This is a genomic window from Pseudomonas sp. PF05 (assembly GCF_056521845.1).
Map to the genome: position 1 here is coordinate 370,491 of NZ_JBWLPW010000002.1, position 21,032 is coordinate 391,522.

Genomic DNA, 21,032 nt, shown 5'->3' on the forward strand with positions numbered 1-21,032 from the left:
GCCCCCTACTTTCTGCGCCGGTTTTCCCAGACGCCTGCCAGTGTTCCTTGGGCGGGCGTCTTTTTTGCCCAGGCGTCCACCCAAGCCAGTCTGAATATCGTCACTGCCCAGCAAAATCCGTATCAATACCCGCCCCCTGCCTCCACGTGCACAAGGTATGGTAGGTAGAAACCATCCGGATCGAGGTGTGCCGTGGCGTCCTATTCCCTGCGTCAGCTGAAATACTTCGTCACCACCGTCGAATGTGGCAGCGTCGCCGAGGCATCCCGCAAGCTGTACATCGCCCAGCCATCGATTGCCACCGCCATCAAAGGGCTGGAGGACAGCTTCGGCGTGCAATTGCTCATCCGTCATCATGCCCAGGGCGTATCGTTGACGCCCGGCGGCGCGCGCTTCTATCGCAAGGCCCAGGAGCTGCTGCGCATGGCCCGGGAGTTCGAGCAGAACGCCCTGGCCGATAACGATGTGGTCAGCGGACAGATCGACATCGGTTGCTTCGAAACCGTCGCCCCGCTCTACCTGCCACGCCTGATCGCGGGCTTTCGCCAACGCTTCCCGGGGGTGGAGATCCGCGTGCAGGATGGCGAGCAACAAGAGCTGGTGCAAGGTTTGACGGGGGGGCGTTTCGACCTGGCGATTTTCTATGAGCACGACCTCGACAGCACCATCGAGACCGAGGCGCTGACGGCGCCACAACGGCCCTATGCGTTATTGCCGGCGGGGCATCGCTTCGCCGATCAGGCCCAGGTGTCGCTGCGCGACCTGGCGCTGGAACCGATGATCCTGCTGGACGTGCAGCCCAGCCGCACCTATTTCGTGAGCATCTTCGAGGAGCTGGGCCTGACGCCCAACATTGTCTTCAGCTCGCCGTCCATCGAGATGGTCCGTGGCATGGTCGGCCAGTCTTTCGGTTTTGCCGTGCTGGTAACCCGACCGCACTCCACCTGCACCTACGATGGGCAACACCTGGTGTGCGTCGACATCGCCGAGGACGTGACCGGTTCGGCCCTGGTGGCGGGTTGGCTCAAACGCACGCACCTGACCAAACCGGCCCAGTTGTTCGTGGATTACTGCAAGGAGCAGTTCAGGCAATGGCTGGCCTGACGCCCACTCAAACACCAAACCCTGCGGCGAAGGAGCCAGCTCGCGTCCTGTAGGAGCTATGTAGGAGCTATGTGGAGCTGTGTAGGAGCTGTGTAGGAGCCGTGTAGGAGCTGTCGAGTGCAACGAGGCTGCGATCTTTCCCCTAACACTTGAATCCCAAGCGAAAGATCAAGATCAAGATCAAGATCAAGATCAAGATCAAGATCAAGATCAAGATCAAAAGATCGCAGGCTTCGCCAGCTCCTACACAGCTCCTACACAGCTTCTGCGCCCCCGGCGCGAGCGGGCTCCCGCGCCACAAGAGCGGTTCGGTGGCTAGCGAGCCGCCCAGGCGTTGAAGCGTTGCTCCAGTTCCTCGCCATGGTCAACCCAGAACTCCGCATCCACGGCTTGCGCTTCAGCCAGGTTGGCCTCGGCGGTGGGCAATTGTTCCTGTACCGCCGTCGGCAACAAGGCGAGTGCCTTGCGGTGCACCGGCCCATAGGGGATGTTTTCTGAAAACACCTTCTGGGTCTGCGGCTGGCTGGCGAATGCAATGAACTGCTCGGCCAGGGCCTTGTTCGGCGTGCCCTTGACCACGGCCCAGTACTCCGGGTCGTACAGGCTCTGCGGCCAGACAATGCTCAGCTTCATGCCTTCTTTTTGCGCCGACGCGATGCGCCCGTTATAGGCGGCACTCATCGCCACATCCCCCGCCACCAGCCATTGCGCCGGTTGGGCGCCGGCTTCCCACCATTGGATATTCGGCTTGATCTGATCCAGTTTGGCGAAGGCCCGGGACACGCCCTCCGGTGTATTCAACACCTTGTACAAGTCCTGCGACTTGACCCCATCGGCCAGCAAGGCAATTTCCAAGGTGTACTTGGCCCCTTTGCGCAGCCCGCGCTTGCCCGGGTACTGGGCAACGTTCCAGAAGTCCGCCCAGGAGCTGGGCGCCTTGGCGAGTTTGCTCTGGTCATAGGCCAGGACCATCGACCAGACGTAGGTGGCGACGCCACACTCATTGAATGCGCCGGGCACGTAGTTGGCCGGGTCGCCAAGGCCTGCCAGGTCAAGCTTTTCGAACAAGCCTTCCTCACAGCCTCGCAGCAACTCGGGGCTTTCCACTTCGACCACGTCCCAACTGGTGTGACCGGCCGCGACCATGGCCTTGATCTTCGACAATTCCCCGTTGTATTCGCCGGCCACGATGCTTCCTGCACCGCTGGCGTTGAAGGGTTGAAAGTAGGCCTTGTCCTGGGCCTGTTTGGTGGCGCCGCCAAAGGAAATCACGGTCAAGCTCTGGGGCGCGGCCATGACGCTGGAACTCAACAACGCCAACGCACACGCAATATTGCAACGCAAGGATCTGGACATGAAGCGGTTCCTCGAAAATGCCGGCTCGCCCGCACGAGCCGGCGACGGGACTCAAGGGTGGCCGTAAGCGCGGGCGGTGTGGTCTACAGCAATAAGGCTCTTGTCGGCCCATTCGTTGATGTCGGCATGACTGGCCGCCAGGATTTTCCTGATATTGAAATCGTTCACCTTGGACACCTCGTGGTCACAGGCCAGTGGGTTCAGCGAGATAGCTCGCCAACCGATCCATCAAGCGATCGCAGGCGGCCATTTGTTCAACGCTCACGTATTCGTCGGGCTTGTGCCCCTGGTCCATGCTGCCTGGGCCACAGACCACCGTTGGCACGCCGGCCTGGTGAAACAGGCCGCCTTCGGTGCCGAAAGCGACGGTGCTGAACGCGTCACTGCCGCACAGGCGCGCAACCAGTTGTGCAGCAGCGCTGTCGGGCGAAGTGGCCAGGCCCGGGTAGGCGGACAGTGGTTCAAAACGGATCGCCGTATCCCCCGCCACCGCCTGCATCGCCGGCAGCAGTGCCTGTTCGGCAAAGTCCTGCAATTGCTCGGCCACCCCCTGGGGATTGAAATCCGGCAAGGCGCGTACTTCGAAATCGAAACGGCAATCGGCCGGGACAATGTTCAGCGCCGTGCCGCCGTGAATCAGCCCGACCTGTACCGTGGAAAACGGCGGATCGAAGCGCGAGTCATGCCGCGATGGTTCGGCCAGCTGTGCACCGATCTCGCCCAAGCGACCCATCAGGCGCGCCGCCTGCTCGATGGCGTTGACCCCGTAAGGTGCATAGGCCGAATGACAGGCCGCCCCTCGCACATGACAACGCATCGCCAGCTTGCCTTTGTGTCCCAGCACCGGTTGGAGTTGGGTGGGTTCGCCAATCAGGCACAGGGCGGGTTGGGGAATTCGCCGAACCATCACGTCCAACAGGCTGTGAACGCCCAGGCAGCCCACCTCTTCGTCATAGGAAAACGCCAGGTGCAGCGGTCGACAAAGCCCGCTGGCGAGGAACGTCGGCACCGCTGCCAACACCGATGCCAGATACCCCTTCATGTCCGCCGTACCACGCCCGAACCATTTGCCGTCCCTCTCGGTCAGGCAGAACGGCTCGACCGTCCAGGCCTGCCCATCCACCGGCACCACATCGGTGTGCCCGGACAACACCACGCCACCGGGCACCGATGGGCCCATGCTCGCCAGCAGATTGGCCTTGGTTCGCTCGGCGTTGTAGATCAGCTCGCTATCCACGCCCAACCCTTGCAAGTAATCGCGCACGAACTCGATCAGGGCCAGGTTCGACTCGCGACTGACCGTGGCAAAGCCCACCAACCGCTCAAGCAGGGCGCGGCTGCGCAGCTCACTCATCGCCCGGCACTCCATAACTGGGCGCCAGGGTCGGGTTGAGCGCGCGGGTCAGGTAATCCTGCAATTGCGGCTGATAGGCGAGCCAAAGCTTGTCCAGTTCGCCGATGGGGTTTTCCTCAGCCCAGTCCACCCGCAAATCGACGATGGGCCAGGTCAGGTCATCGACCACCGACAGCGCCGCCGAGTGCACCGCGCCGGCCTCCCCGCCTGCCGCCTGCCCGGCCTGCAACGCGCTCATCAAGCGGGCTGCAAGGCAACCGCCGCTATGCTCGAAGGCCGCGACCATCGCCTCGATCACCGCACCGTCGGCCAACAGATTGCCGGCCGCCACACATTGCTCACCGGCCACGGCGTTGTGGGTGCCCAGGGTATGCTCGCCACTGAAAATCGCCGTGCGCCCCTCGGCATCGATCACCGCCACCTGGCGATACTGGCTGTAGCCATTGCGCGCCAGGGTCCGCTCCAGCGCCGCTTGCGCCGCCAGGCCGCCGGCCAGTTCATCAAGAATCTGCGGCCCCAGGGCCGGCAGGGTAATGTTCTGGCTCGACACCGCGCCGACACCCGCGCGCAACCAGGGGCAACGGGCGCCGACGGCAATGCTCGAGGAACTGATGGCGATGCCCAACTGGCCGGTTTCGGCGCAGCGCCCAACGATGGAAAAAGTCATGCTCCGCTCCTTATTCAGGGATCACCGCGATCACGTCGATTTCCATCAGCCACTGCGGCTGGCCCAGGGCACTGACCACCAACCCGGTGGAGATCGGAAACACACCCTTGAGCCACTTGCCGACCTCCTGGTACACCGGCTCGCGGTAACGCGGGTCGATCAAGTAAGTCGTGGTCTTGACGATATGGCTCAGGTCGCTGCCGGCCTCTTCCAGCAGTTGCTTGACGTTGCGCATGGCCTGCTCGGCCTGGGCGCGAGGATCGCCCAGGCCCACCAGTTGACCGTTGAAATCAGTGCCGACCTGGCCGCGCACATAGACCGTGTTGCCGGCGCGCACGGCCTGGCACAGATCGTTGTCCAGGGTCTGGTTCGGGTAGGTGTCCTTGGTGTTGAACATGCGAATACGTGTGTGAGTAGGCATCAACGGACTCCCGTGAGACTGGTTTTCGAACGATACGAATCGCTGTCGAGTGCAAGGGCCTGGCGCTGGTCGGCATCTTGGTAGGCGAGGTAAATGCGTTGCTTCACGATGTGGTCGGCAATATGCCGGGCGTCATGCCACACGCCCCAGATGAACGCCGAGCCTCGTCGCGACAACCAGGGCAAACCGACGAAATACAGGCCCGGTTCGCTCGATACGCCACGCTGATGCCGAGGCTTGCCGTTGGCACCGAGGGCGTCGACCTTCAGCCAGCTGTAATCCACCGAATAGCCGGTGGCCCAGATGACGCTGGTCACACCGGCGGCGACCAGGTCCAGCTCCAGGATCGGCTGGGTCAGGCATTGCGGGTCGGGCAGCAGGTCGCGGGCTTGAGGTTCGAGCGGCAGGTCCAGGCCATTGCGGGCAATGTAGGCATCGGCGGCATCCAGCAGCGCCAGGTAGTTCTCGTCGCCACGGGCGATGTTTTCGGCAAGATTCGGTTCAAAGGTCACCACGCCGCCGTTGAACGATTTCGTCAGCCCCACCAGGGTGATGCCCTCGTGGGCGAGCCTGCGGAAATCCACGGTATGGCCGCCACGGGCACCGCTCACCGCGATGGTGACGTGCTCCTTGCCAGGCTGGACCGCCTCCGCATCCCACTCGCCCAGCACGCCCAGCCACCAGCAGAAATCGCGGTTGCGATAGGCCCGTGGCGGACGATCGTGGGCCCCCACCGAGAGGTAGACCTGCTTGCCGGCGCGCCGCAGTTCATCGGCGATCTGCACCCCCGACGACCCGGCGCCCACCACCAGCACCGCCCCCTCGGGCAATTGCCGAGGATTGCGGTACTGGGCCGAGTGCAGCTGGGTGACCGTCGCCCTCTGCGGCGCAATCGGTGGAATCACCGGCCGCTGGAAAGGCCCGGTGGCGACGACGACATGGATCGCCTCGATCAGGCCTTCAGAGGTGTCCACGGTGAAACCCGGACGGCCGACATTGCGCTCGACGCGCCTGACGTCCACGCCGGTACGGATCGGTGCGTTGAACTTGCTGGCGTAGGCTTCGAAATAATCGGCCACCTGGTCCTTTGTCGCGAAGGCATCCGGGTCGAGCCCTTCGAATTCCAGCCCCGGAAAACGGTCATGCCAGGCCGGCCCGTTGGCCACCAGCGAATCCCAACGTGAGGTGCGCCAGGCTTCGGCAATGCGGCTTCGCTCCACCACCAGATGCGGCACGCCTTGCCTGCTCAAGTGCTCACTCATGGCCACGCCGGCCTGGCCGGCGCCTATAACAAGCGTATCGATGCGTAGGGTTTCAACGGGCATGTCTGTGCACTTCCGGCAGTAGGTTTGGTTCAGGCGGACATGGCGCCGCCTCGGGTTCGGTTTTTTGTTGTTCGGCGCTTGCAGTTATCGAGATCAGGTGTCGAGGCGATTGTGTTGGCGGGGGGAGATTTGCGAAACGAGGGTTTTTATCGTTGCAGGGAAGGAAAAAACTGGGGTGCAACTGGCCTGGGTATCGAAGATTTTCTGGCCGTGGAAGGTGGTGTAACGAGGTCGACGCAGGGATGGGGCAAGGCCAATAGACTTACCTGCTTCATCAGCAACCCGCTGGTGATCTTCGACTACACCGTCAGGATGCTCAGCCGCTATGGCCCGGCTTATTTGCGCGTGCTTCGCTTGGGCTCGTACAAAATAGTGAAATTACTTGTACAAAACCCTTTAATTTGTACAAGGCGTGCAGTAGGCTTCTGAAAACTTGTACAGGAATCATTTCCTGTACAACAATCGGAGCCTATGCATGTCCGTCTACCTCCAGCGTTTCGCCCACGCTTTCGCCGAGCTGGACGCCAGTCGCCTGGCTGAGCTCGATGAGCTCTACAGCGCCGACATACAGTTCCAAGACCCTTTGCACCGCATCGAAGGCTTGCCGGCCCTGCGCACTTACTTTGCGCAGTTGTACGCCAACGCCAGCAACCTGCGCTATGACTTCCACGCCTTCGATGAAGTCGGCCCCGGAGAGGGCTATCTGCGCTGGACCCTGCACTTCAGCCATCCTCGCCTGGCGCAAGGAGCACCCATCGCGCTGCAAGGCTGCAGTTATCTGCGCTGGAATGATCGAATCTACCTGCATCAAGATTTTTTCGACGCCGGCGCCCTGCTCTACGAACATCTGCCGCTGTTTGGATCGGTGATTCGCTGGCTCAAGCGGAGGTTGGCATGAGCCGTGTCTGGCTGACCGGCGCCAGCAGTGGCATTGGCGCGGCATTGGCGGCAGTCCTTCTGGAACAAGGGCATCGCCTGGCTGTGAGTGCGCGCCGCAGCCAACCCCTGGAGACATTGGCCACGCGCTATCCAGACCAGATATTGGTGCTACCGGGCGACCTGACCGACCCGCATCAGGTCGCCACGATCTGCCAACAGATTGACCTTCATTGGGGGGCACTCGACCTGGTGATCCTCAATGCCGGCACCTGCGAATACCTGGAGCCGGGCCACTTCGACACCCACCTGGTCGAACGGCTCATCAACACCAACCTGCTGGGTACTTGCCGTTGCCTGGAGGCCGCCTTGCCCTTGCTGCGCCGGGGCCAGCGTCCACATCTGGTGGCGGTGAGCAGCGCGGTCACCTGGCTGGCCTTGCCTCGTGCCGGCGCCTACGGAGCGTCCAAAGCCGCGTTGCGTTATCTGATCGAATCCTTGCGCATCGACCTGGCCGCCGAGGGTATCGATGTCACCCTGGTCAGTCCCGGCTTCGTCGACACGCCACTGACCCAACGCAACGACTTCCCCATGCCCATGCGCTGGTCGGCGCAACGAGCCGCCCGCCATATCGCGCAACGCCTGCCGGCGCGCCCGCTGGGCATTACGTTTCCATGGTCCTTCACGCTGGTCCTGCGCCTGCTGGGGCATTTGCCCGCCCGCTGGCGGCTGGCTCTTGGCCAACGCCTGGCACGCCCTTCCAAGGAGTCTTGAAGCATGCGCATCGCGATCATCGGCAGCGGCATTTCCGGGCTGACATGTGCTTACCTGTTGGCCCGCAGGCACCAGATTACCCTGTTCGAAGCCGACGACAGGATCGGTGGCCATACCCACACCGTGGATGTCGATTGGCAGGGGCAGCGCTATGGCGTAGACACAGGCTTCATTGTGTACAACGACTGGACCTACCCGAATTTCATCCGTCTGCTGGACCAGTTGGGTGTCGTGTCTCGCCCCACTGAAATGAGCTTCTCGGTGCATGATCCGGCCACCGGCCAGGAGTATAAGGGCCACACCCTGCGCAGCTTGTTCGCCCGCCGACGCAATCTGTTTTCGCCCGGGTTCTGGGGCATGCTGTGGGACATACTCAGGTTCAATCGGCAGGCCACCGCCGACCTGGAGGCGCAGCGCATCGACCGCAGCGCCCGGCTCGGCGACTACCTGCACAGCCAAGGGTATAGCCAGCGTTTCATCGATCACTACATCGTCCCCATGGGCGCAGCAATCTGGTCGATGTCCCCCGCCGGGATGCTGGAATTCCCGCTCGAGTTCTTTGTGCGCTTTTGCCACAACCACGGCCTCATGTCGGTCAATCAGCGCCCCCAATGGCGAGTGATCGCAGGCGGCTCACGTGGTTACATCGAGCCTTTGTGCGCTTCCTTTCGCGAACACATCCGGCTCAACTGCGCAGTGCAGTGTGTGAGTCGCAACATTGCCGGGGTAAGCGTGACCAGCAGCGCTGGCACCGAGCATTTCGACAAGGTGGTGTTCGCCTGCCACAGCGACCAGGCCCTTGCCCTGCTCGAGGCGCCGAGCATGGCAGAGCGTGAGGTACTCGGCGCCCTGGCCTACGCCAGCAATGAAGTGCTGCTGCACACCGACACCCGCCTGCTTCCCCAGCGACCCCAGGCCTGGGCGAGCTGGAACTATCGCCTCGGCGGCCCTGCGCAAGCACCTGCCGCGGTGACCTACAACATGAACCTGCTCCAGGGCCTGGACGCCCCGGTGACCTTCTGCGTAAGCCTCAACCAGAGCGACGCGGTCGATCCGGCCAAGGTGCTTGCGCGCTTCGATTATGCGCATCCCCAGTACAGCCTTGCCGCCATTGCCGCCCAGGCCCGCCAAGGTGATCTGCAAGGGCATCAGCACAGCTACTTCTGCGGCGCCTACTGGGCCAACGGCTTCCATGAGGATGGCGTGGTCAGTGCGCTCGACGTGGCCAAGCATTTCGGAGAACAGCTTTGAACAGCAGTGTGTGTCGAGGCTGGATCGATCATCGGCGCCATACGCCGCGAATCCATGCCTTCCGCTATCGGATCGGCATGCTTTACGTGGACCTCGCCGAACAGGAACACATGCTGGGGTTGTCACGCCTGCTGCGGCCCTGGTCCTGGGCCCCCCTGTGCTGGCGCGAGCGCGACTACCTGCCATCGCACACCCGCCGTGGGGTTCCCTTGGTCGATGCCGTGCGCCAGGTCCTCGACGAAGCCCTGGGTGCCGCTCCCCAAGGGGCAATTCACCTGCTGACTCAACCGCGCAGTTGGGGCCTGTCGTTCAACCCGGTGAGCTTCTATTTCTGCCATGAAGCCAACGGGCGCCTGGGGGCGATCCTCTGTGAAGTGCGCAACACCCCATGGCGCGAGCGCTATCACTACGTATTGCCGGTGCCTCCTGGCGAGTCCTGTGCCTTCAGGGTGGCCAAGGCGTTTCACGTATCGCCGTTCCTGCCCCGGGATATGGACTATCACATGGGGTTCCTGGTCCAGGACACGCACATCCGCATACGCATGGAGAACTGGCGCGACGGCCACAAGGTGTTCGAGGCCGACCTGGCGCTCAAGCGCCAACCCCTCGACGCCTCCTCGCTGCGCCGACATGTCCTGGCCTTCCCCTGGATGAGCCTGCGCACCGTAAGCGCCATTTACTGGCAGGCCCTGCGCCTGCTTTTCAAACGCACGCCCCTCTACGCCCACCAGGCCAGCGAAGACGGCCTGAGCCTGGGTCAAACCGCCCACAAGGATCCCGATCATGCCCGAACCGACCCTGAGCGCTACCAAGGCTGGTAGTTGCGACCTCTCTAACGGAGGATTTTTCAAGCAAGCCGTGCTGGGTCAGTTGCGCCGCCTGCGTCACGGCCACCTGCGGCTGCTACTCAATGGCGAGCCATTGAGCTTCGGCGACCTGGCCAGCCCCTTGATGGCCGAGGTCGAGATCCTCGACGACGCGGTATGGGGCATGGTTGCCTGCAACGGTTCCATCGGCGCTGGCGAGGCGTATGTCCACGGCTATTGGCGCAGCGGCGACCTGACGGCCGTGACGCGCCTGTTCGTTGCCAACCTGGATGTGCTCGATGCCATGGACAGCGGCCTGGCACGTATCGGCCGCCCGCTGTTGCGCTGGCTGCACTGGCTCAACCGCAACAGCCGACGGGGTTCGCGGCGCAATATCATTGCCCATTACGACTTGGGCAATGCGCTGTTCGAGCGCCTGCTCGACCCCACCATGATGTATTCAGCCGCCCTCTTCGAAAGCCCGGAACAGAGCCTGGAAGAGGCCCAACTCAACAAGCTCGCCCGTATCTGCCGCAAACTCGACCTGCGTCCCAGCGACCATTTGCTGGAGATCGGCACGGGCTGGGGCAGCCTCGCCATTTACGCAGCCAGCCATTATGGCTGCAAGGTGACCACCACCACGCTGTCCCTGGAGCAATACACCCACACCCGTCGGCGTGTCGAAGAATTGGGCTTGCAACAGCAGGTTCAGGTGTTGCGCAAGGACTACCGTGACTTGCAAGGACGCTACGACAAGCTGGTGTCCATCGAGATGATCGAAGCCGTCGGGCATCGCTATCTGCCCGAGTACTTCCGGCGCTGCGCCGCGCTGCTCAAGGACGACGGGCTGATGCTGCTGCAATCGATCACCATCCGCGACCAGCGATATGAGCAAGCCCGACGCTCGGTGGACTTTATCCAGCGGCATGTTTTTCCCGGTGGCGCGTTACCGTCACTGTCGATCCTGCTCAAGACTGCCAGCACCCAGACGCCGCTCAACCTCCTGCATCTCGAGGATTTCGGCGCGCACTACGCCCGCACACTGCGGCACTGGCACGACAACTTTCGCCAATCGCACCAGGCATTGGCGCAGTTGGGCTACGACGAAACCTTCCAGCGCCTGTGGGAGTTCTACCTGTGTTACTGCGAAGGTGGGTTCATCGAGCGTGCGATCGGCGTGGCCCAACTGCTCTTCGCCGGGCCCGGCGCTCGTCGACCCGCCCTGCTGGAGTACCAGGATACGTGATGAGCCGCACCGGCCTGATCGTCAATGCCCTCTGGTTGCAACTGGGTTGGTGGGGCTGTGTGCTCGGGGCACAGGATCCGTGGTGGCTGTTGCTGGTAGTCATCGGGTTGCTCGCCCACCTGTGGCTGTGCCCGGCTCCCCGGGCAGAGCTGTTTGCGGTGATGCGTGTCGGGCTCAGTGGCATGCTGCTGGACTGGAGCCTGGGCGCGCAAGGCTTGTTCATATTCAAACAAACCCCACTGCCGCTCTGGCTGGCACTGCTCTGGCTGGTGTTTGCCACCGGCCTGCGTCATAGCCTGGCCTGGGCCATGCGGCCGGTATGGCGTGGTGTATTGCTGGGCTTGGTCGGCGGCCCGCTGGCCTATTGCGTGGGGGCGCCGCTGGCGGGTGTCGCCTTGCCGCTGGGGGTCGTTGGCACCGCCCTGTTCCTGGCACCGCTCTGGGCGCTATGGCTCCCGCTGGCGCTGCGCCTGGCCGATCCGAACTGAGCTGAGCTGAACTGAGCTGAGCTGAACTGGCCCCAGAACGCCGTCGCTACCAGGGCTCGTCGAGGAAAAGTGGCATGCGCAACGGCTCGATCGGCCCCTCGCGCTGGCCGCACATCTCATCATGGACAACGTATTGCACCAGCGTGCAGGGCAGCCGCGGGACGAAACGCAGCAGCTCACGCAAATGGGTGGTGGAACGAATGTGCAAAGTCTTTCCCGACTCATCGAGCAATGTACGCAGGCCACCGTCCAGCCGGGCACGCAGTAGGTAGATGCCGCCCTCCAGCGACAACAACTCCAATTCATGGATCCGCCCGTCGATGGCCAACTCCGTAAGCGCCTGCAAGTTCATGGCAAGCTCACGGCCTGACGACGGAAAAACAGGGTCACCTGCCCCAACTCGACACCCAGCTTGCTCATGCTGGAGCGGTTGATCAGCGTGTCCTCGTCCATCAGGTACATCCAGTCATCAAAGTCCACCTCATAGGTCGAGCCATCGACCGACAGGTTCAACCGATAACGCCAGCGCAGCGCATTGCCGGCCACTTCTCCTCGCGCCTGGCCGATCACATCGTCAGCGCGACCGCGCCACAGGCCCGGGCCCTCGGGGGTCAACGTCCAGACCCGTCGCTGACGGCTGCCGTCGCTATAGAGAAAGCGCTCATCGAGGATCAGGTTCTCTCCCTCGTGACGGCTGGAAATGTCCACCTCAAAGCGCTTGATTACCTCCCCCGAGCGCTTTTGATAGATCCCCCAGGCCTTGACGGGATGGCTGAAAAAACGCTCCAGATCCAGTCGGGGTTGCTGGTCGGCATAACGTTCGACATTTACATTCCCGCAACTGGTCAGGCCCAGTACCAGCAGCAATGCCATCAAAAAATGCCTCACTGTTTTTCTCTCCTTTCACTTGAGATTTGGATTCCAAGCAATTGATTTCTAAGCTCAGGCTCTCGAGTACGAGGATCGAGCCAGATGGCAAAAAAAGCCCGGGCGAATAGCGGGTCCATGACCGCCAGAGACAGTTTTTCACCCACATAGAAACGACAGCCCTGCCCCGGCAGGTACAGGCCAGTGATACGACTTCCGGGCTTCACATCAATAAAGGCACGGCGCATTTGAGCGCCCCACTCGTCCCGGCGCTTGGCGTCCAGGGGCGCAGCGTTGAGACGCTGCATTTCCTTCAGGCTCGTTTCGACCAAAGACTCTTTGTCGATGGCGCGTCGGTAGTTGAGTTCCAGGGCAAACGCCGTTTCCAGGCTTGGCGCAGCGGCCGCACTCCAGAGCCTGGCCTGATAGATATCGAACCCATACCAGTGGAAATCGGCTTGCCCGACCAGGCGCGTGCCTGGCAATGCGCCGCGCCAGTCCGACAAGGCTTGGGGGCAATAAAGCGTAACCATGCAAAGCGCCATGGCGACCAGGCTTTTCCTGAGCGCGAACGACCGGGCCATGAGAACGGTATCCGTTTATCAAGGGAGTCCTGATAATTGTACAAGAACTTAGATTTGTACAGCTTTTTGAGAAAACATCGTTTGGAGGGCCGTCGACACGTATCGCAAGTAAACCGTGTTCATCATGGGAGCAGCGGCACGATCCGCGGCTCGATCGCCTGGTCACTCACCTCGAGCAGCGCCAGCGTCACCGGCAGCTTGAACCGTCGGCGGCCGGCGCTGCCGGGGTTTAGATAGAGGCGCTCGCCCCGCCATTGGATCGATGGTTTATGGGAGTGGCCGGTGATCACTAGCCTTACGCTGCAGTCAAGCGACGCGGGCACGTCCGTGATGTCATGGACCAGCAATACCTGCCATCCGCCCAGGTCGAATTGCAGGCAATCGACAAGGTGTTTCGCCCAATCGGCTTCCAGATCGTTGTTTCCGCGCACCACGTGCAGCTCGCCAATGGCGGCCAGCGCGCAGAGGATCTCCGGGCTGCCGATATCGCCAGCATGGATGATCCGCTCACACCCCTGCAATGCTGCCAGCGCCTCCGGGCGGAGCAGACCGTGGGTGTCGGAAATGACGCCAACTTTCATGAAACCTTTCTCCCCAATCGTGTGTCGCCGGTTATACCCACCTCGTCGCAGCGAGCTAACGTGCTGAAATCGAATAGGATAGGCTGCGCATCAATAGTGCGCAGACCCGTCGTAAAAGGAAATGTTGATGCTCGGACGCAAACGGCCAGAGCCAGAGATTGAAAACCCTGATGAGGCCTTTTCTCCCCAGAGCACACGGGCTGGAGCGGCATTGCGACTGACCGTGAGTTTCATGCTGGTGGTCATCATCGCGTTTCTGGCTGTCGAAGGCTGGCGCACCTGGCGCGATTACCGCGCGGCCTTTTCGGCCGCCCAGGATTCGGTGACGAACCTGGCACGGGCGACGGCCCAGCACGCCGAAGATACCATTCGACAAGTGGATGTGGTCACCGCTGCCCTCAGTGAACGGGTGGAGGGCGATGGCCTGCAGAACATGGACGTTGCGCGCATCCATAAGCTATTGGTGCAACAGGCGGCCATCATGCCGCAATTGCACGGGTTGTTTATCTATGGCCCGGACGGCCAATGGCTGGTAACGGACAAGAAAATCTTTCCGGAAACGGCGAACAACGCCGACCGCGACTACTTCCAATATCACCGTACCCACGAGGACCGCGGCGTGCACATCGGCGCAGTGATCAGGAGTCGATCCACCAACGACCTGATCATCCCTGTGTCCCGTCGCTTGAACAATCCCGACGGCTCGTTCGCCGGTGTACTGCTCGGAACGGTCAAGGTCAGCTATTTCGTCGACTACTACGGCGACTTCAAGATCGACGACAAGGGTGCGCTGGTACTGGCCACACGCAGCGGGACCATCCTGGTACGTCGCCCCTTCGTCGAATCCGTGATCGGCAAGAGCCTGGTCAACAGCGTGATCTTCAGGAACTACCTGCCCACGTCGAACCAGGGCATCGCCGAGGCCAGGGCCGTGATCGACGACACCGAACGCCTGTATGGCTATCGGGCCCTGACCACCTACCCGCTGGTGGTAGAAGCCGGGTTGTCGCGCGAGTCCATTATCGCCCCGTGGCGGCGTGACCTGTTCAAGACCAGCATGGTGCTGATTTTCCTGATCGTGATCCTCGTCGGCTTCGGGCTCATCGTGCTGAGCCAGTTGCGCCACCGGATGACCATGGAAAAGCAGATTCGCAGTGCCCACCAGACCATGCGCGACATGGCGCTGACCGACAGCCTGACCGGGCTGGGCAACCGCAGGCGGCTGGACATCGCGTTGGCCGACGAGATTCGCCTGGCCAAGCGTCACGGTTCTTCCCTGGCGTTGATCATGCTTGACGTCGATTACTTCAAGCGTTTCAACGACAGATACGGTCACGCTGCCGGCGACGAATGCCTGCGCGCGATTGCCGCCGCGGTCAGGCAGACCATCAAAAGGCAGGGCGACCTGGCGGTCCGCTATGGCGGTGAAGAGTTCACCGTGTTGCTACCCAACACTGACAGCGCCGGTGCCGCCAAGGTCGCGCAGCAAATCCTCGAAGCCGTCAGGGCCCTGACCATCGAACATGGCGATCATCCCTTGGGAATAGTGACCATCAGCGCGGGCATCACCACCAGCCAGCCGAGCGGCGAGGACGTCACCCCGGCCATGCTGATCAAGGCTGCGGACGCCTTTTTGTACCTGGCCAAGAACACCGGGCGCAACCGTTGGTGCAGCGTCGGCTCGACGTCTGGGTGAACCCTGCGGGACCGCCGCGTATCGGTCAGGGTCGTGCAAACCCAAGTCCACAGGTGCCTGCAAGGCGCCTGACGGCTACAATGGTCGCTTCGACCGTGACCAGCCTGACTAAAAACAAATGTCCTTGCCCAAACATCATCTGGAATTGCTCAGCCCCGCCCGCGACGTAACCATCGCCCGCGAGGCCATCCTGCATGGCGCCGACGCCGTGTACATCGGTGGCCCGAGTTTCGGCGCGCGTCACAACGCTTGCAACGAAGTGGGCGATATTGCCCGGCTGGTGGAGTTCGCCCACCGCTACCACGCCCGTGTGTTCACGACCATCAACACCATCCTGCACGACAACGAGCTGGAGCCGGCCCGCCAACTGATCCACCAGTTGTACGATGCCGGCGTCGATGCGCTGATCGTCCAGGACCTGGGGGTGATGGAGCTGGATATTCCGCCCATCGAGCTGCACGCCAGCACCCAGACCGACATTCGCACCCTGGCCCGGGCAAAATTCCTCGACCAGGCCGGTTTCTCGCAACTGGTCTTGGCCCGTGAGCTGAACCTGCAGGAAATCCGCGCCATCGCCGACGAGACCGACGCGGCCATCGAGTTCTTTATCCATGGCGCGCTGTGCGTGGCGTTTTCCGGCCAGTGCAACATCTCCCACGCCCAGAACGGCCGCAGCGCCAACCGTGGCGACTGCTCCCAGGCCTGTCGCCTGCCCTACACCCTCAAGGACGACCAGGGCCGGGTGGTCGCCTACGAAAAACACCTGCTGTCGATGAAAGACAACAACCAGAGCGCCAACATCCGCGCCCTGGTCGAAGCCGGCGTGCGCTCATTCAAGATCGAAGGCCGCTACAAGGACATGGGCTATGTGAAGAACATCACCGCCTATTATCGCCAGCGCCTGGACGATGTCCTCGAAGACCGTCCGGACCTGGCCCGCGCGTCCAGCGGCCGCACCGCGCACTTCTTCGTCCCCGATCCGGACAAGACCTTCCACCGTGGCAGCACCGACTATTTCGTCAGCGAACGCAAGATCGACATTGGCGCCTTCGATTCGCCGACCTTTACCGGCGTGCCGGTGGGCGTGGTGGAAAAAGTCGGCAAGCGCGACCTGCAAGTGGTGACCTTCGATCCGCTGTCCAACGGCGACGGCCTCAATGTGCTGGTCAAGCGCGAAGTCGTCGGTTTCCGCGCCAACATCGCCGAGCCCAAGGGTGAGTTCGAAGAGGACGGCCAGAAGCGTTACCGCTACCGCGTCGAACCCAACGAGATGCCGGCCGGCATGTACCAGTTGCGCCCCAACCACCCGTTGAGCCGCAACCTGGACCACAACTGGCAGCAAGCGCTGCTCAAGACCTCCTCCGAACGCCGTGTCGGCCTGGCCTGGATTGCACGCCTGCGCGAAGAGCGTCTGGAGCTGACCGCCACCAGCGAAGAAGGCATCAGCGCCAGCGTCGCCCTGGACGGACCGTTCGGCCAGGCCAACAAGCCGGAGCAGGCCCTGGAGCAACTGCACGACCTGCTCGGCCAGCTGGGCACCACCGAATACCACGCCACCGCCATCGAGCTGGATGCGCCCCAGGCGTTCTTCGTCCCCAACTCGCAGCTCAAGGCCTTGCGCCGCGAAGCCATCGAAGCCCTGACCGCCGCCCGCATCAAAGCCCACCCACGCGGTGGCCGCAAGGCCGAGACCAGTCCGCCACCGGTATACCCGGAGTCGCACCTGTCGTTCCTGGCCAACGTCTACAACCAGAAGGCCCGGGATTTTTATCACCGTCACGGCGTCAAGCTGATCGACGCGGCGTTCGAGGCCCACGAGGAAACCGGTGAAGTGCCGGTGATGATCACCAAGCACTGCCTGCGCTTCTCGTTCAACCTGTGCCCCAAGCAGGCCAAGGGCGTCACCGGCGTGCGCACCAAGGTGGCACCGATGCAGCTGATACACGGCGATGAAGTGCTGACGCTGAAGTTCGACTGCAAGCCCTGCGAGATGCATGTGGTGGGCAAGATCAAGGGGCACATCCTGGACTTGCCATTGCCCGGCAGCACGGCGCAGCCGGTGGTCGGCCACATCAGCCCTGAGGACCTGCTCAAGACGATCCCACGCGCGCCGCATTGAGCCCATACCCAGCCCTGCCCCTGTGGGAGCAAACTTGCTCCCACATGGGTTCTCGGGTGTTTGATGGCCCTGCGCCATTTTTCATTTCTGCGCCGTTTTTGCTTCGCTGTGCGACAGATTCCCCCGCAAGACTCCCCTGCCCCGCGCTCGCCTGTTAGGTTGTAAATGTTTGTGTCATCAAATCAGACACTTCCCTCCTACAGCCTGCAAAGGAATGCCCAGCAATGGATTTCTCGCTCAAACACCTGGCCGTGACCACCCTGCTACTGTCCAGCCTCGCTTCGATCACCACACCAGCATTCGCCAACATCACCGCCCAGCAGGGCGCAGCCATCGTCAAAACCTTCTCCAACACCTCCGTCACCGATTTCAGGCAGTTCCTGGCAGAGGTGGCCAAGAGCGACCTGGGCAAAACCGCCAACCTCGGCCCAGCCATCAGCGCGTTCCAGGGCGACAAAGCCCTTTCGGCAGAACAGCGCAATGAAATCCATCGCCTGCTGGGCCTCTATGCCCGAGTGAAATACGGCCAAGCGGCCACTGAGACGCTGAAGGAACTGGTCGCCATCCCGACCTTTCGCAAGGACGGCGTTGCCCAGCACGAGAACCCGGAATTCCTCAAGATCGCCGACAAGATCAAAAGCCTGGCCGAGTCGTTCAACCTCAACTTCCGCAACATCGACAACCGCGTCTATGAGATTTCCCTCGAAGGCAGCGGCGACGAAGTCGTGGGCATTCACGCCCATGCCGACGTGGTGCCAGTAACCCCTGAAAACTGGGTATTGAAAGATGGCACCCGCCTCGACCCGTTCAAGGTCACCCTGGTGGGCGACCGCATGTATGGCCGCGGTACCGAGGACGACAAGAACGGTATCGTCGTGGCGCTCTATGCCATGAAAATCATCAAGGAAGAAAAACTGCCACTGGCGCGCAACTTCAAGCTGCTGGTCGACACCACCGAGGAAACCACCGGCGACGCCATTCCCTATTATTTCGAACGCAACCCGACGCCCAACTACAACTTGGCGCTGGATGGCGGCTATCCCGTGGTGATTGCCGAGAAAGGCTACGGCACCGTCATGGCGAACTTCACCCGGCGCGCCGCACAGGGCAAGGGCGCAGAAATCACCGCGCTGACGGGCGGCCTGGCGACCAATCAGATTCCGTCGACGTCCGTTGCCACCTTCGCCAGCGACAAGCCCGCCGAACTGGCCGCCAGTCTGCTCAAGGCCGCTAGCGACTATGCCAAGCACAACGGTGGCAACTTCGAAGTGAGCACCCAGGTCGTCGGCAAGGACGTCAATCTGACCTTCACTGGCGTGTCGGCCCACTCCTCCGAGCCCGAGTCAGGCGTCAACCCGGTGGCAAGGATGCTGGACTTCATCAATGGCCTGGACGGCAAGGTCGCGCTTAAACGCAACCACATCACCGATGCAGCCCGCTACGCCGCCGACAATTGGGGCCTGGACTACCTGGGGAGCAAACTGGGCATTGGCTTTTCCGATGCTTTCATGGGCCCGCTGACCGCGTCCCTGACCTACGTCGGAATGGATGAGAAGACCTTCAAGCTGGCGGTCAACCTGCGGGTGCCAGTGGGCAAGACCACAGCAGCCCTCAAGACTGAAATCGCCGACAAACTGGCGACCTGGAGCAAGAACTCCCAGGTCGACGTAACCTTCGATTACTCCATTGATGAGCCGATGTACCGCAACCCTGAGGGTGAATGGGTCAAGGCGCTGCTGGCCGTGGCGAGTGAAAACCTGGGCATGGAACACAAGTACGGCACCTCCGCCGGCGCCACTTCGGTTCATGACTTGCCCAATGGCGTGCAGTTCGGCCTGGCCATGCCCGACGTCAAGTACACCGGCCACAACGACAACGAGTTCAAGACGGTCGAGCAGTTCCTGCTGGACTTGCAGATCGTGACCGAGATGATGGGGCGGATCGGGCAGTTGCCGAAGTTGTAAAACACCGTGGCCAGCGTTTGCCCCGCAGCGGCATAAGAGCTGTGCAGGAGCGGTGTAGGAGCTGTGAGCTGTGTAGGAGCTGTGTAGGAGCTGTCGAGTGCAACGAGGCTGCGATCTTTCCCCAGACACTTGAATCTCAAGCGAAAGATCAAAAGATCAAAAGATCAAAAGATCGCAGGCTTCGCCAGCTCCTACAGAGCCCAGCAGGAGCAATCTCTGGCCACAGGTTTATTTCATTCCTTCAGGTAAGTGGCACTTGGATCGATGATCCTTGGCGGTAATGTCGACCAGCTCCAACCCCCAATCCCCATGCAGATACCAATCCTCCCCGATCATCTCGGCCGGGTGCATCGTACGATCGGCACCGTTGCCGCAAGCCAGCGCACTGGTCGGACAGTAACGATCACACCCCCAGCAAATGCGCTCGGGATGTTTGGGACTGATAGGAAAAGGCTTTGCCATGACGACCCCGTATAACCGATGGGTGTACCCGCACCCTACCGCGTCAGGGCACTGCCGCCCTTGATTCTGATCAACAACAGCCGCGCAGGAGCGACGCGACGTTCACTGGCAAAAAATCGCGCTAAAAATTGACAAGAATCATTATTATTCGCAGCAAAGCTTCCTAGACTCGGCGCCATCATTTAGCCAACCAGGAAGTCATCATGCGCACACTTGCCACTCTGCCTCTCGCCCTGCTGTTTCTTACGCCAATGGCCCAGGCCAAGGAATACCCCATCGGTGAACCGCAACTGTGCCCAGGGCTGGAGGTCGGTGCGGTGTACCTGCAGCCGATTGAAATGGCCCCGGCCGGGATGATGCGACCCACGGCAGATTCCGACGTGCACCTGGAAGCCGACATCCGCGCCACGGCGGACAACCAGCAAGGCTTCCAGGAAGGCAGTTTCGTGCCCTACCTCAATGTGTCGTTCCAACTGAAGAAACAAGGCAACGACGCCGAGCTCAAGGGTGACTTCCACGCCATGGTCGCCAACGACGGTCCGCATTATGGCGACAACGTCAAGCTGCTTGGCCCTGGCAAATATCAACTGATGTTCACCCTCCTGCCGCCTGGCGGCCATGGCTCCCTCGGTCGTCATACCGACAAGGAAACCGGCGTGGCGCCATGGTTCGAACGCTGCGAACTGCATTACGAATTCGTCTACGCCGGGATCGGTAAAAAAGGCGGGTACTGAGCATGCGCCGCCGATCCTGGCCGTCATGCCTGGCCTGGTTGACGCTGGCCGGCTTGCTGCTGCCCTCGATCGCCCTGGCCGAACTGCCGACCTACGAGCTGCGCATGCGCGACGGGCATTTCACGCCGTCGCAACTGCAAGTGCCGGCCGGGCAACGCTTCAAGATCGTGCTGAAGAACGTCGGCCAGGGCCCGGCGGAGTTCGAAAGCACGCCTTTGCGCGTCGAGAAAGTGCTCTCGCCCGGCGTCACGACCTTCGTGGTTATCCACCCGCTGCGTCCCGGGCACTATCCGTTCTTCGACGAATTCAATCCGCAGCTGCCCGAGGGCGGGATTCTCGCCCAGTGATCAGTCAGCA

General features: G+C 61.8%; 23 protein-coding genes. 13 read left to right on the forward strand and 10 right to left on the reverse strand.

From position 1 onward, the window contains the following. The first annotated feature begins 192 nt into the window (after positions 1-192). The gene (locus tag AC09SL_RS06660; RefSeq protein WP_003201562.1) at positions 193-1,104 is read left to right on the forward strand and encodes a LysR substrate-binding domain-containing protein; all 912 of its coding nucleotides are present in this window, start codon (positions 193-195) and stop codon (positions 1,102-1,104) included. 315 nt (positions 1,105-1,419) lie between these two features. Here AC09SL_RS06660 and AC09SL_RS06665 read toward each other — a convergent pair whose 3' ends face one another. The 5 genes from AC09SL_RS06665 to AC09SL_RS06685 form a co-directional block, all read right to left on the reverse strand. Beyond that, a complete protein-coding gene (locus AC09SL_RS06665; protein ID WP_413468856.1) occupies positions 1,420-2,400 on the reverse strand; it encodes an ABC transporter substrate-binding protein in 981 nt (326 codons plus the stop codon). Positions 2,401-2,644: 244 nt separating this feature from the next. Continuing rightward, positions 2,645-3,814: an acetylornithine deacetylase gene (argE, locus tag AC09SL_RS06670; RefSeq protein WP_058544429.1), complete on the reverse strand. Its 1,170-nt coding sequence runs from the start codon at positions 3,812-3,814 to the stop codon at positions 2,645-2,647. After that, positions 3,807-4,481, reverse strand: a complete 675-nt coding sequence (locus tag AC09SL_RS06675; RefSeq protein WP_058544430.1) for a DUF1028 domain-containing protein — start codon at positions 4,479-4,481, stop codon at positions 3,807-3,809. Before AC09SL_RS06675 ends, argE begins: the two co-directional genes overlap by 8 nt. A gap of 10 nt (positions 4,482-4,491) precedes the next feature. Next, the gene (locus AC09SL_RS06680) at positions 4,492-4,902 is read right to left on the reverse strand and encodes a RidA family protein (RefSeq protein ID WP_003201555.1); all 411 of its coding nucleotides are present in this window, start codon (positions 4,900-4,902) and stop codon (positions 4,492-4,494) included. Then, positions 4,902-6,227 carry a flavin-containing monooxygenase gene (locus AC09SL_RS06685; protein ID WP_058544431.1) on the reverse strand — a complete coding sequence of 442 codons (1,326 nt, stop codon included), beginning with the start codon at positions 6,225-6,227 and terminating at the stop codon, positions 4,902-4,904. Before AC09SL_RS06685 ends, AC09SL_RS06680 begins: the two co-directional genes overlap by 1 nt. A 24-nt stretch (positions 6,228-6,251) precedes the next feature. Between AC09SL_RS06685 and AC09SL_RS06690 the strand changes: the two genes are divergently transcribed. From AC09SL_RS06690 to AC09SL_RS06720, 7 genes are read left to right on the forward strand one after another with little or no spacing between them, the layout of a single operon-like run. Beyond that, positions 6,252-6,656: a hypothetical protein gene (locus AC09SL_RS06690; RefSeq protein ID WP_479571939.1), complete on the forward strand. Its 405-nt coding sequence runs from the start codon at positions 6,252-6,254 to the stop codon at positions 6,654-6,656. Between the two features lie 46 nt (positions 6,657-6,702). Continuing rightward, positions 6,703-7,125 carry a nuclear transport factor 2 family protein gene (locus tag AC09SL_RS06695; RefSeq protein ID WP_058544432.1) on the forward strand — a complete coding sequence of 141 codons (423 nt, stop codon included), beginning with the start codon at positions 6,703-6,705 and terminating at the stop codon, positions 7,123-7,125. Continuing rightward, positions 7,122-7,877: an SDR family NAD(P)-dependent oxidoreductase gene (locus AC09SL_RS06700; protein ID WP_058544433.1), complete on the forward strand. Its 756-nt coding sequence runs from the start codon at positions 7,122-7,124 to the stop codon at positions 7,875-7,877. The genes AC09SL_RS06695 and AC09SL_RS06700 overlap by 4 nt, the downstream gene beginning before the upstream one ends. Before the next feature lie 3 nt (positions 7,878-7,880). After that, entirely contained in the window at positions 7,881-9,128 is a 1,248-nt protein-coding gene (locus AC09SL_RS06705; protein WP_058544434.1) for an NAD(P)/FAD-dependent oxidoreductase, read from the forward strand. After that, on the forward strand, positions 9,125-9,949 hold the full coding sequence (locus tag AC09SL_RS06710; RefSeq protein WP_058544458.1) for a DUF1365 domain-containing protein: 825 nt from the start codon (positions 9,125-9,127) through the stop codon (positions 9,947-9,949). Before AC09SL_RS06705 ends, AC09SL_RS06710 begins: the two co-directional genes overlap by 4 nt. Beyond that, the gene (locus AC09SL_RS06715; RefSeq protein ID WP_058544435.1) at positions 9,912-11,180 is read left to right on the forward strand and encodes an SAM-dependent methyltransferase; all 1,269 of its coding nucleotides are present in this window, start codon (positions 9,912-9,914) and stop codon (positions 11,178-11,180) included. Before AC09SL_RS06710 ends, AC09SL_RS06715 begins: the two co-directional genes overlap by 38 nt. Then, complete coding sequence (locus tag AC09SL_RS06720) at positions 11,180-11,668, forward strand: DUF2878 domain-containing protein (RefSeq protein ID WP_058544436.1); 489 nt, start codon at positions 11,180-11,182, stop codon at positions 11,666-11,668. The genes AC09SL_RS06715 and AC09SL_RS06720 overlap by 1 nt, the downstream gene beginning before the upstream one ends. Before the next feature lie 46 nt (positions 11,669-11,714). On the opposite strand, the gene AC09SL_RS06725 is transcribed toward AC09SL_RS06720, so the two are convergent. From AC09SL_RS06725 to AC09SL_RS06740, 4 genes are all read right to left on the reverse strand, one after another. Continuing rightward, positions 11,715-12,020: a DUF6482 family protein gene (locus AC09SL_RS06725; protein WP_058544437.1), complete on the reverse strand. Its 306-nt coding sequence runs from the start codon at positions 12,018-12,020 to the stop codon at positions 11,715-11,717. Next, positions 12,017-12,541: a DUF3833 domain-containing protein gene (locus AC09SL_RS06730; RefSeq protein WP_058544438.1), complete on the reverse strand. Its 525-nt coding sequence runs from the start codon at positions 12,539-12,541 to the stop codon at positions 12,017-12,019. The genes AC09SL_RS06725 and AC09SL_RS06730 overlap by 4 nt, the downstream gene beginning before the upstream one ends. An 11-nt stretch (positions 12,542-12,552) precedes the next feature. Continuing rightward, positions 12,553-13,119: a chalcone isomerase family protein gene (locus tag AC09SL_RS06735; protein WP_058544439.1), complete on the reverse strand. Its 567-nt coding sequence runs from the start codon at positions 13,117-13,119 to the stop codon at positions 12,553-12,555. Positions 13,120-13,241: 122 nt separating this feature from the next. Further along, on the reverse strand, positions 13,242-13,700 hold the full coding sequence (locus AC09SL_RS06740; RefSeq protein WP_058544440.1) for a metallophosphoesterase family protein: 459 nt from the start codon (positions 13,698-13,700) through the stop codon (positions 13,242-13,244). Between the two features lie 127 nt (positions 13,701-13,827). On the opposite strand from AC09SL_RS06740, the gene AC09SL_RS06745 reads away from it, so the two are divergent. The 3 genes from AC09SL_RS06745 (at position 13,828) to AC09SL_RS06755 (ending at position 19,479) form a co-directional block, all read left to right on the forward strand. Then, positions 13,828-15,396 carry a sensor domain-containing diguanylate cyclase gene (locus AC09SL_RS06745; RefSeq protein WP_058544441.1) on the forward strand — a complete coding sequence of 523 codons (1,569 nt, stop codon included), beginning with the start codon at positions 13,828-13,830 and terminating at the stop codon, positions 15,394-15,396. A gap of 118 nt (positions 15,397-15,514) precedes the next feature. Beyond that, a complete protein-coding gene (locus AC09SL_RS06750) occupies positions 15,515-17,515 on the forward strand; it encodes a peptidase U32 family protein (protein WP_058544442.1) in 2,001 nt (666 codons plus the stop codon). A gap of 224 nt (positions 17,516-17,739) precedes the next feature. Beyond that, a complete protein-coding gene (locus tag AC09SL_RS06755) occupies positions 17,740-19,479 on the forward strand; it encodes a dipeptidase (RefSeq protein ID WP_058544443.1) in 1,740 nt (579 codons plus the stop codon). A 228-nt stretch (positions 19,480-19,707) separates the two neighbouring features. On the opposite strand, the gene AC09SL_RS06760 is transcribed toward AC09SL_RS06755, so the two are convergent. Beyond that, complete coding sequence (locus AC09SL_RS06760) at positions 19,708-19,941, reverse strand: DUF3079 domain-containing protein (RefSeq protein WP_081264407.1); 234 nt, start codon at positions 19,939-19,941, stop codon at positions 19,708-19,710. A 203-nt stretch (positions 19,942-20,144) separates the two neighbouring features. On the opposite strand from AC09SL_RS06760, the gene AC09SL_RS06765 reads away from it, so the two are divergent. Together AC09SL_RS06765 and AC09SL_RS06770 are read left to right on the forward strand one after the other, a co-directional pair. Then, positions 20,145-20,675 (forward strand): iron transporter, encoded by a 531-nt coding sequence (locus AC09SL_RS06765; protein WP_058544444.1) that lies wholly within the window; start codon positions 20,145-20,147, stop codon positions 20,673-20,675. 2 nt (positions 20,676-20,677) lie between these two features. Next, positions 20,678-21,022, forward strand: a complete 345-nt coding sequence (locus AC09SL_RS06770; RefSeq protein ID WP_058544445.1) for a cupredoxin domain-containing protein — start codon at positions 20,678-20,680, stop codon at positions 21,020-21,022. Positions 21,023-21,032: the final 10 nt, after the last annotated feature.

Coding starts and splice junctions, on each gene's coding strand:
- AC09SL_RS06750 (WP_058544442.1), top strand. CDS start 15,515: ATGTCCTTGCCCAAACATCATCTGGAATTGCTCAGCCCCGCCCGCGAC.
- AC09SL_RS06745 (WP_058544441.1), top strand. CDS start 13,828: ATGCTCGGACGCAAACGGCCAGAGCCAGAGATTGAAAACCCTGATGAG.
- argE (WP_058544429.1), bottom strand. CDS start 3,814: ATGAGTGAGCTGCGCAGCCGCGCCCTGCTTGAGCGGTTGGTGGGCTTT.
- AC09SL_RS06685 (WP_058544431.1), bottom strand. CDS start 6,227: ATGCCCGTTGAAACCCTACGCATCGATACGCTTGTTATAGGCGCCGGC.
- AC09SL_RS06675 (WP_058544430.1), bottom strand. CDS start 4,481: ATGACTTTTTCCATCGTTGGGCGCTGCGCCGAAACCGGCCAGTTGGGC.
- AC09SL_RS06705 (WP_058544434.1), top strand. CDS start 7,881: ATGCGCATCGCGATCATCGGCAGCGGCATTTCCGGGCTGACATGTGCT.
- AC09SL_RS06755 (WP_058544443.1), top strand. CDS start 17,740: ATGGATTTCTCGCTCAAACACCTGGCCGTGACCACCCTGCTACTGTCC.
- AC09SL_RS06715 (WP_058544435.1), top strand. CDS start 9,912: ATGCCCGAACCGACCCTGAGCGCTACCAAGGCTGGTAGTTGCGACCTC.
- AC09SL_RS06720 (WP_058544436.1), top strand. CDS start 11,180: ATGAGCCGCACCGGCCTGATCGTCAATGCCCTCTGGTTGCAACTGGGT.
- AC09SL_RS06740 (WP_058544440.1), bottom strand. CDS start 13,700: ATGAAAGTTGGCGTCATTTCCGACACCCACGGTCTGCTCCGCCCGGAG.
- AC09SL_RS06770 (WP_058544445.1), top strand. CDS start 20,678: ATGCGCCGCCGATCCTGGCCGTCATGCCTGGCCTGGTTGACGCTGGCC.
- AC09SL_RS06730 (WP_058544438.1), bottom strand. CDS start 12,541: ATGGCATTGCTGCTGGTACTGGGCCTGACCAGTTGCGGGAATGTAAAT.
- AC09SL_RS06700 (WP_058544433.1), top strand. CDS start 7,122: ATGAGCCGTGTCTGGCTGACCGGCGCCAGCAGTGGCATTGGCGCGGCA.
- AC09SL_RS06665 (WP_413468856.1), bottom strand. CDS start 2,400: ATGGCCGCGCCCCAGAGCTTGACCGTGATTTCCTTTGGCGGCGCCACC.
- AC09SL_RS06680 (WP_003201555.1), bottom strand. CDS start 4,902: ATGCCTACTCACACACGTATTCGCATGTTCAACACCAAGGACACCTAC.
- AC09SL_RS06695 (WP_058544432.1), top strand. CDS start 6,703: ATGTCCGTCTACCTCCAGCGTTTCGCCCACGCTTTCGCCGAGCTGGAC.
- AC09SL_RS06735 (WP_058544439.1), bottom strand. CDS start 13,119: ATGGCCCGGTCGTTCGCGCTCAGGAAAAGCCTGGTCGCCATGGCGCTT.
- AC09SL_RS06765 (WP_058544444.1), top strand. CDS start 20,145: ATGCGCACACTTGCCACTCTGCCTCTCGCCCTGCTGTTTCTTACGCCA.
- AC09SL_RS06725 (WP_058544437.1), bottom strand. CDS start 12,020: ATGAACTTGCAGGCGCTTACGGAGTTGGCCATCGACGGGCGGATCCAT.
- AC09SL_RS06760 (WP_081264407.1), bottom strand. CDS start 19,941: ATGGCAAAGCCTTTTCCTATCAGTCCCAAACATCCCGAGCGCATTTGC.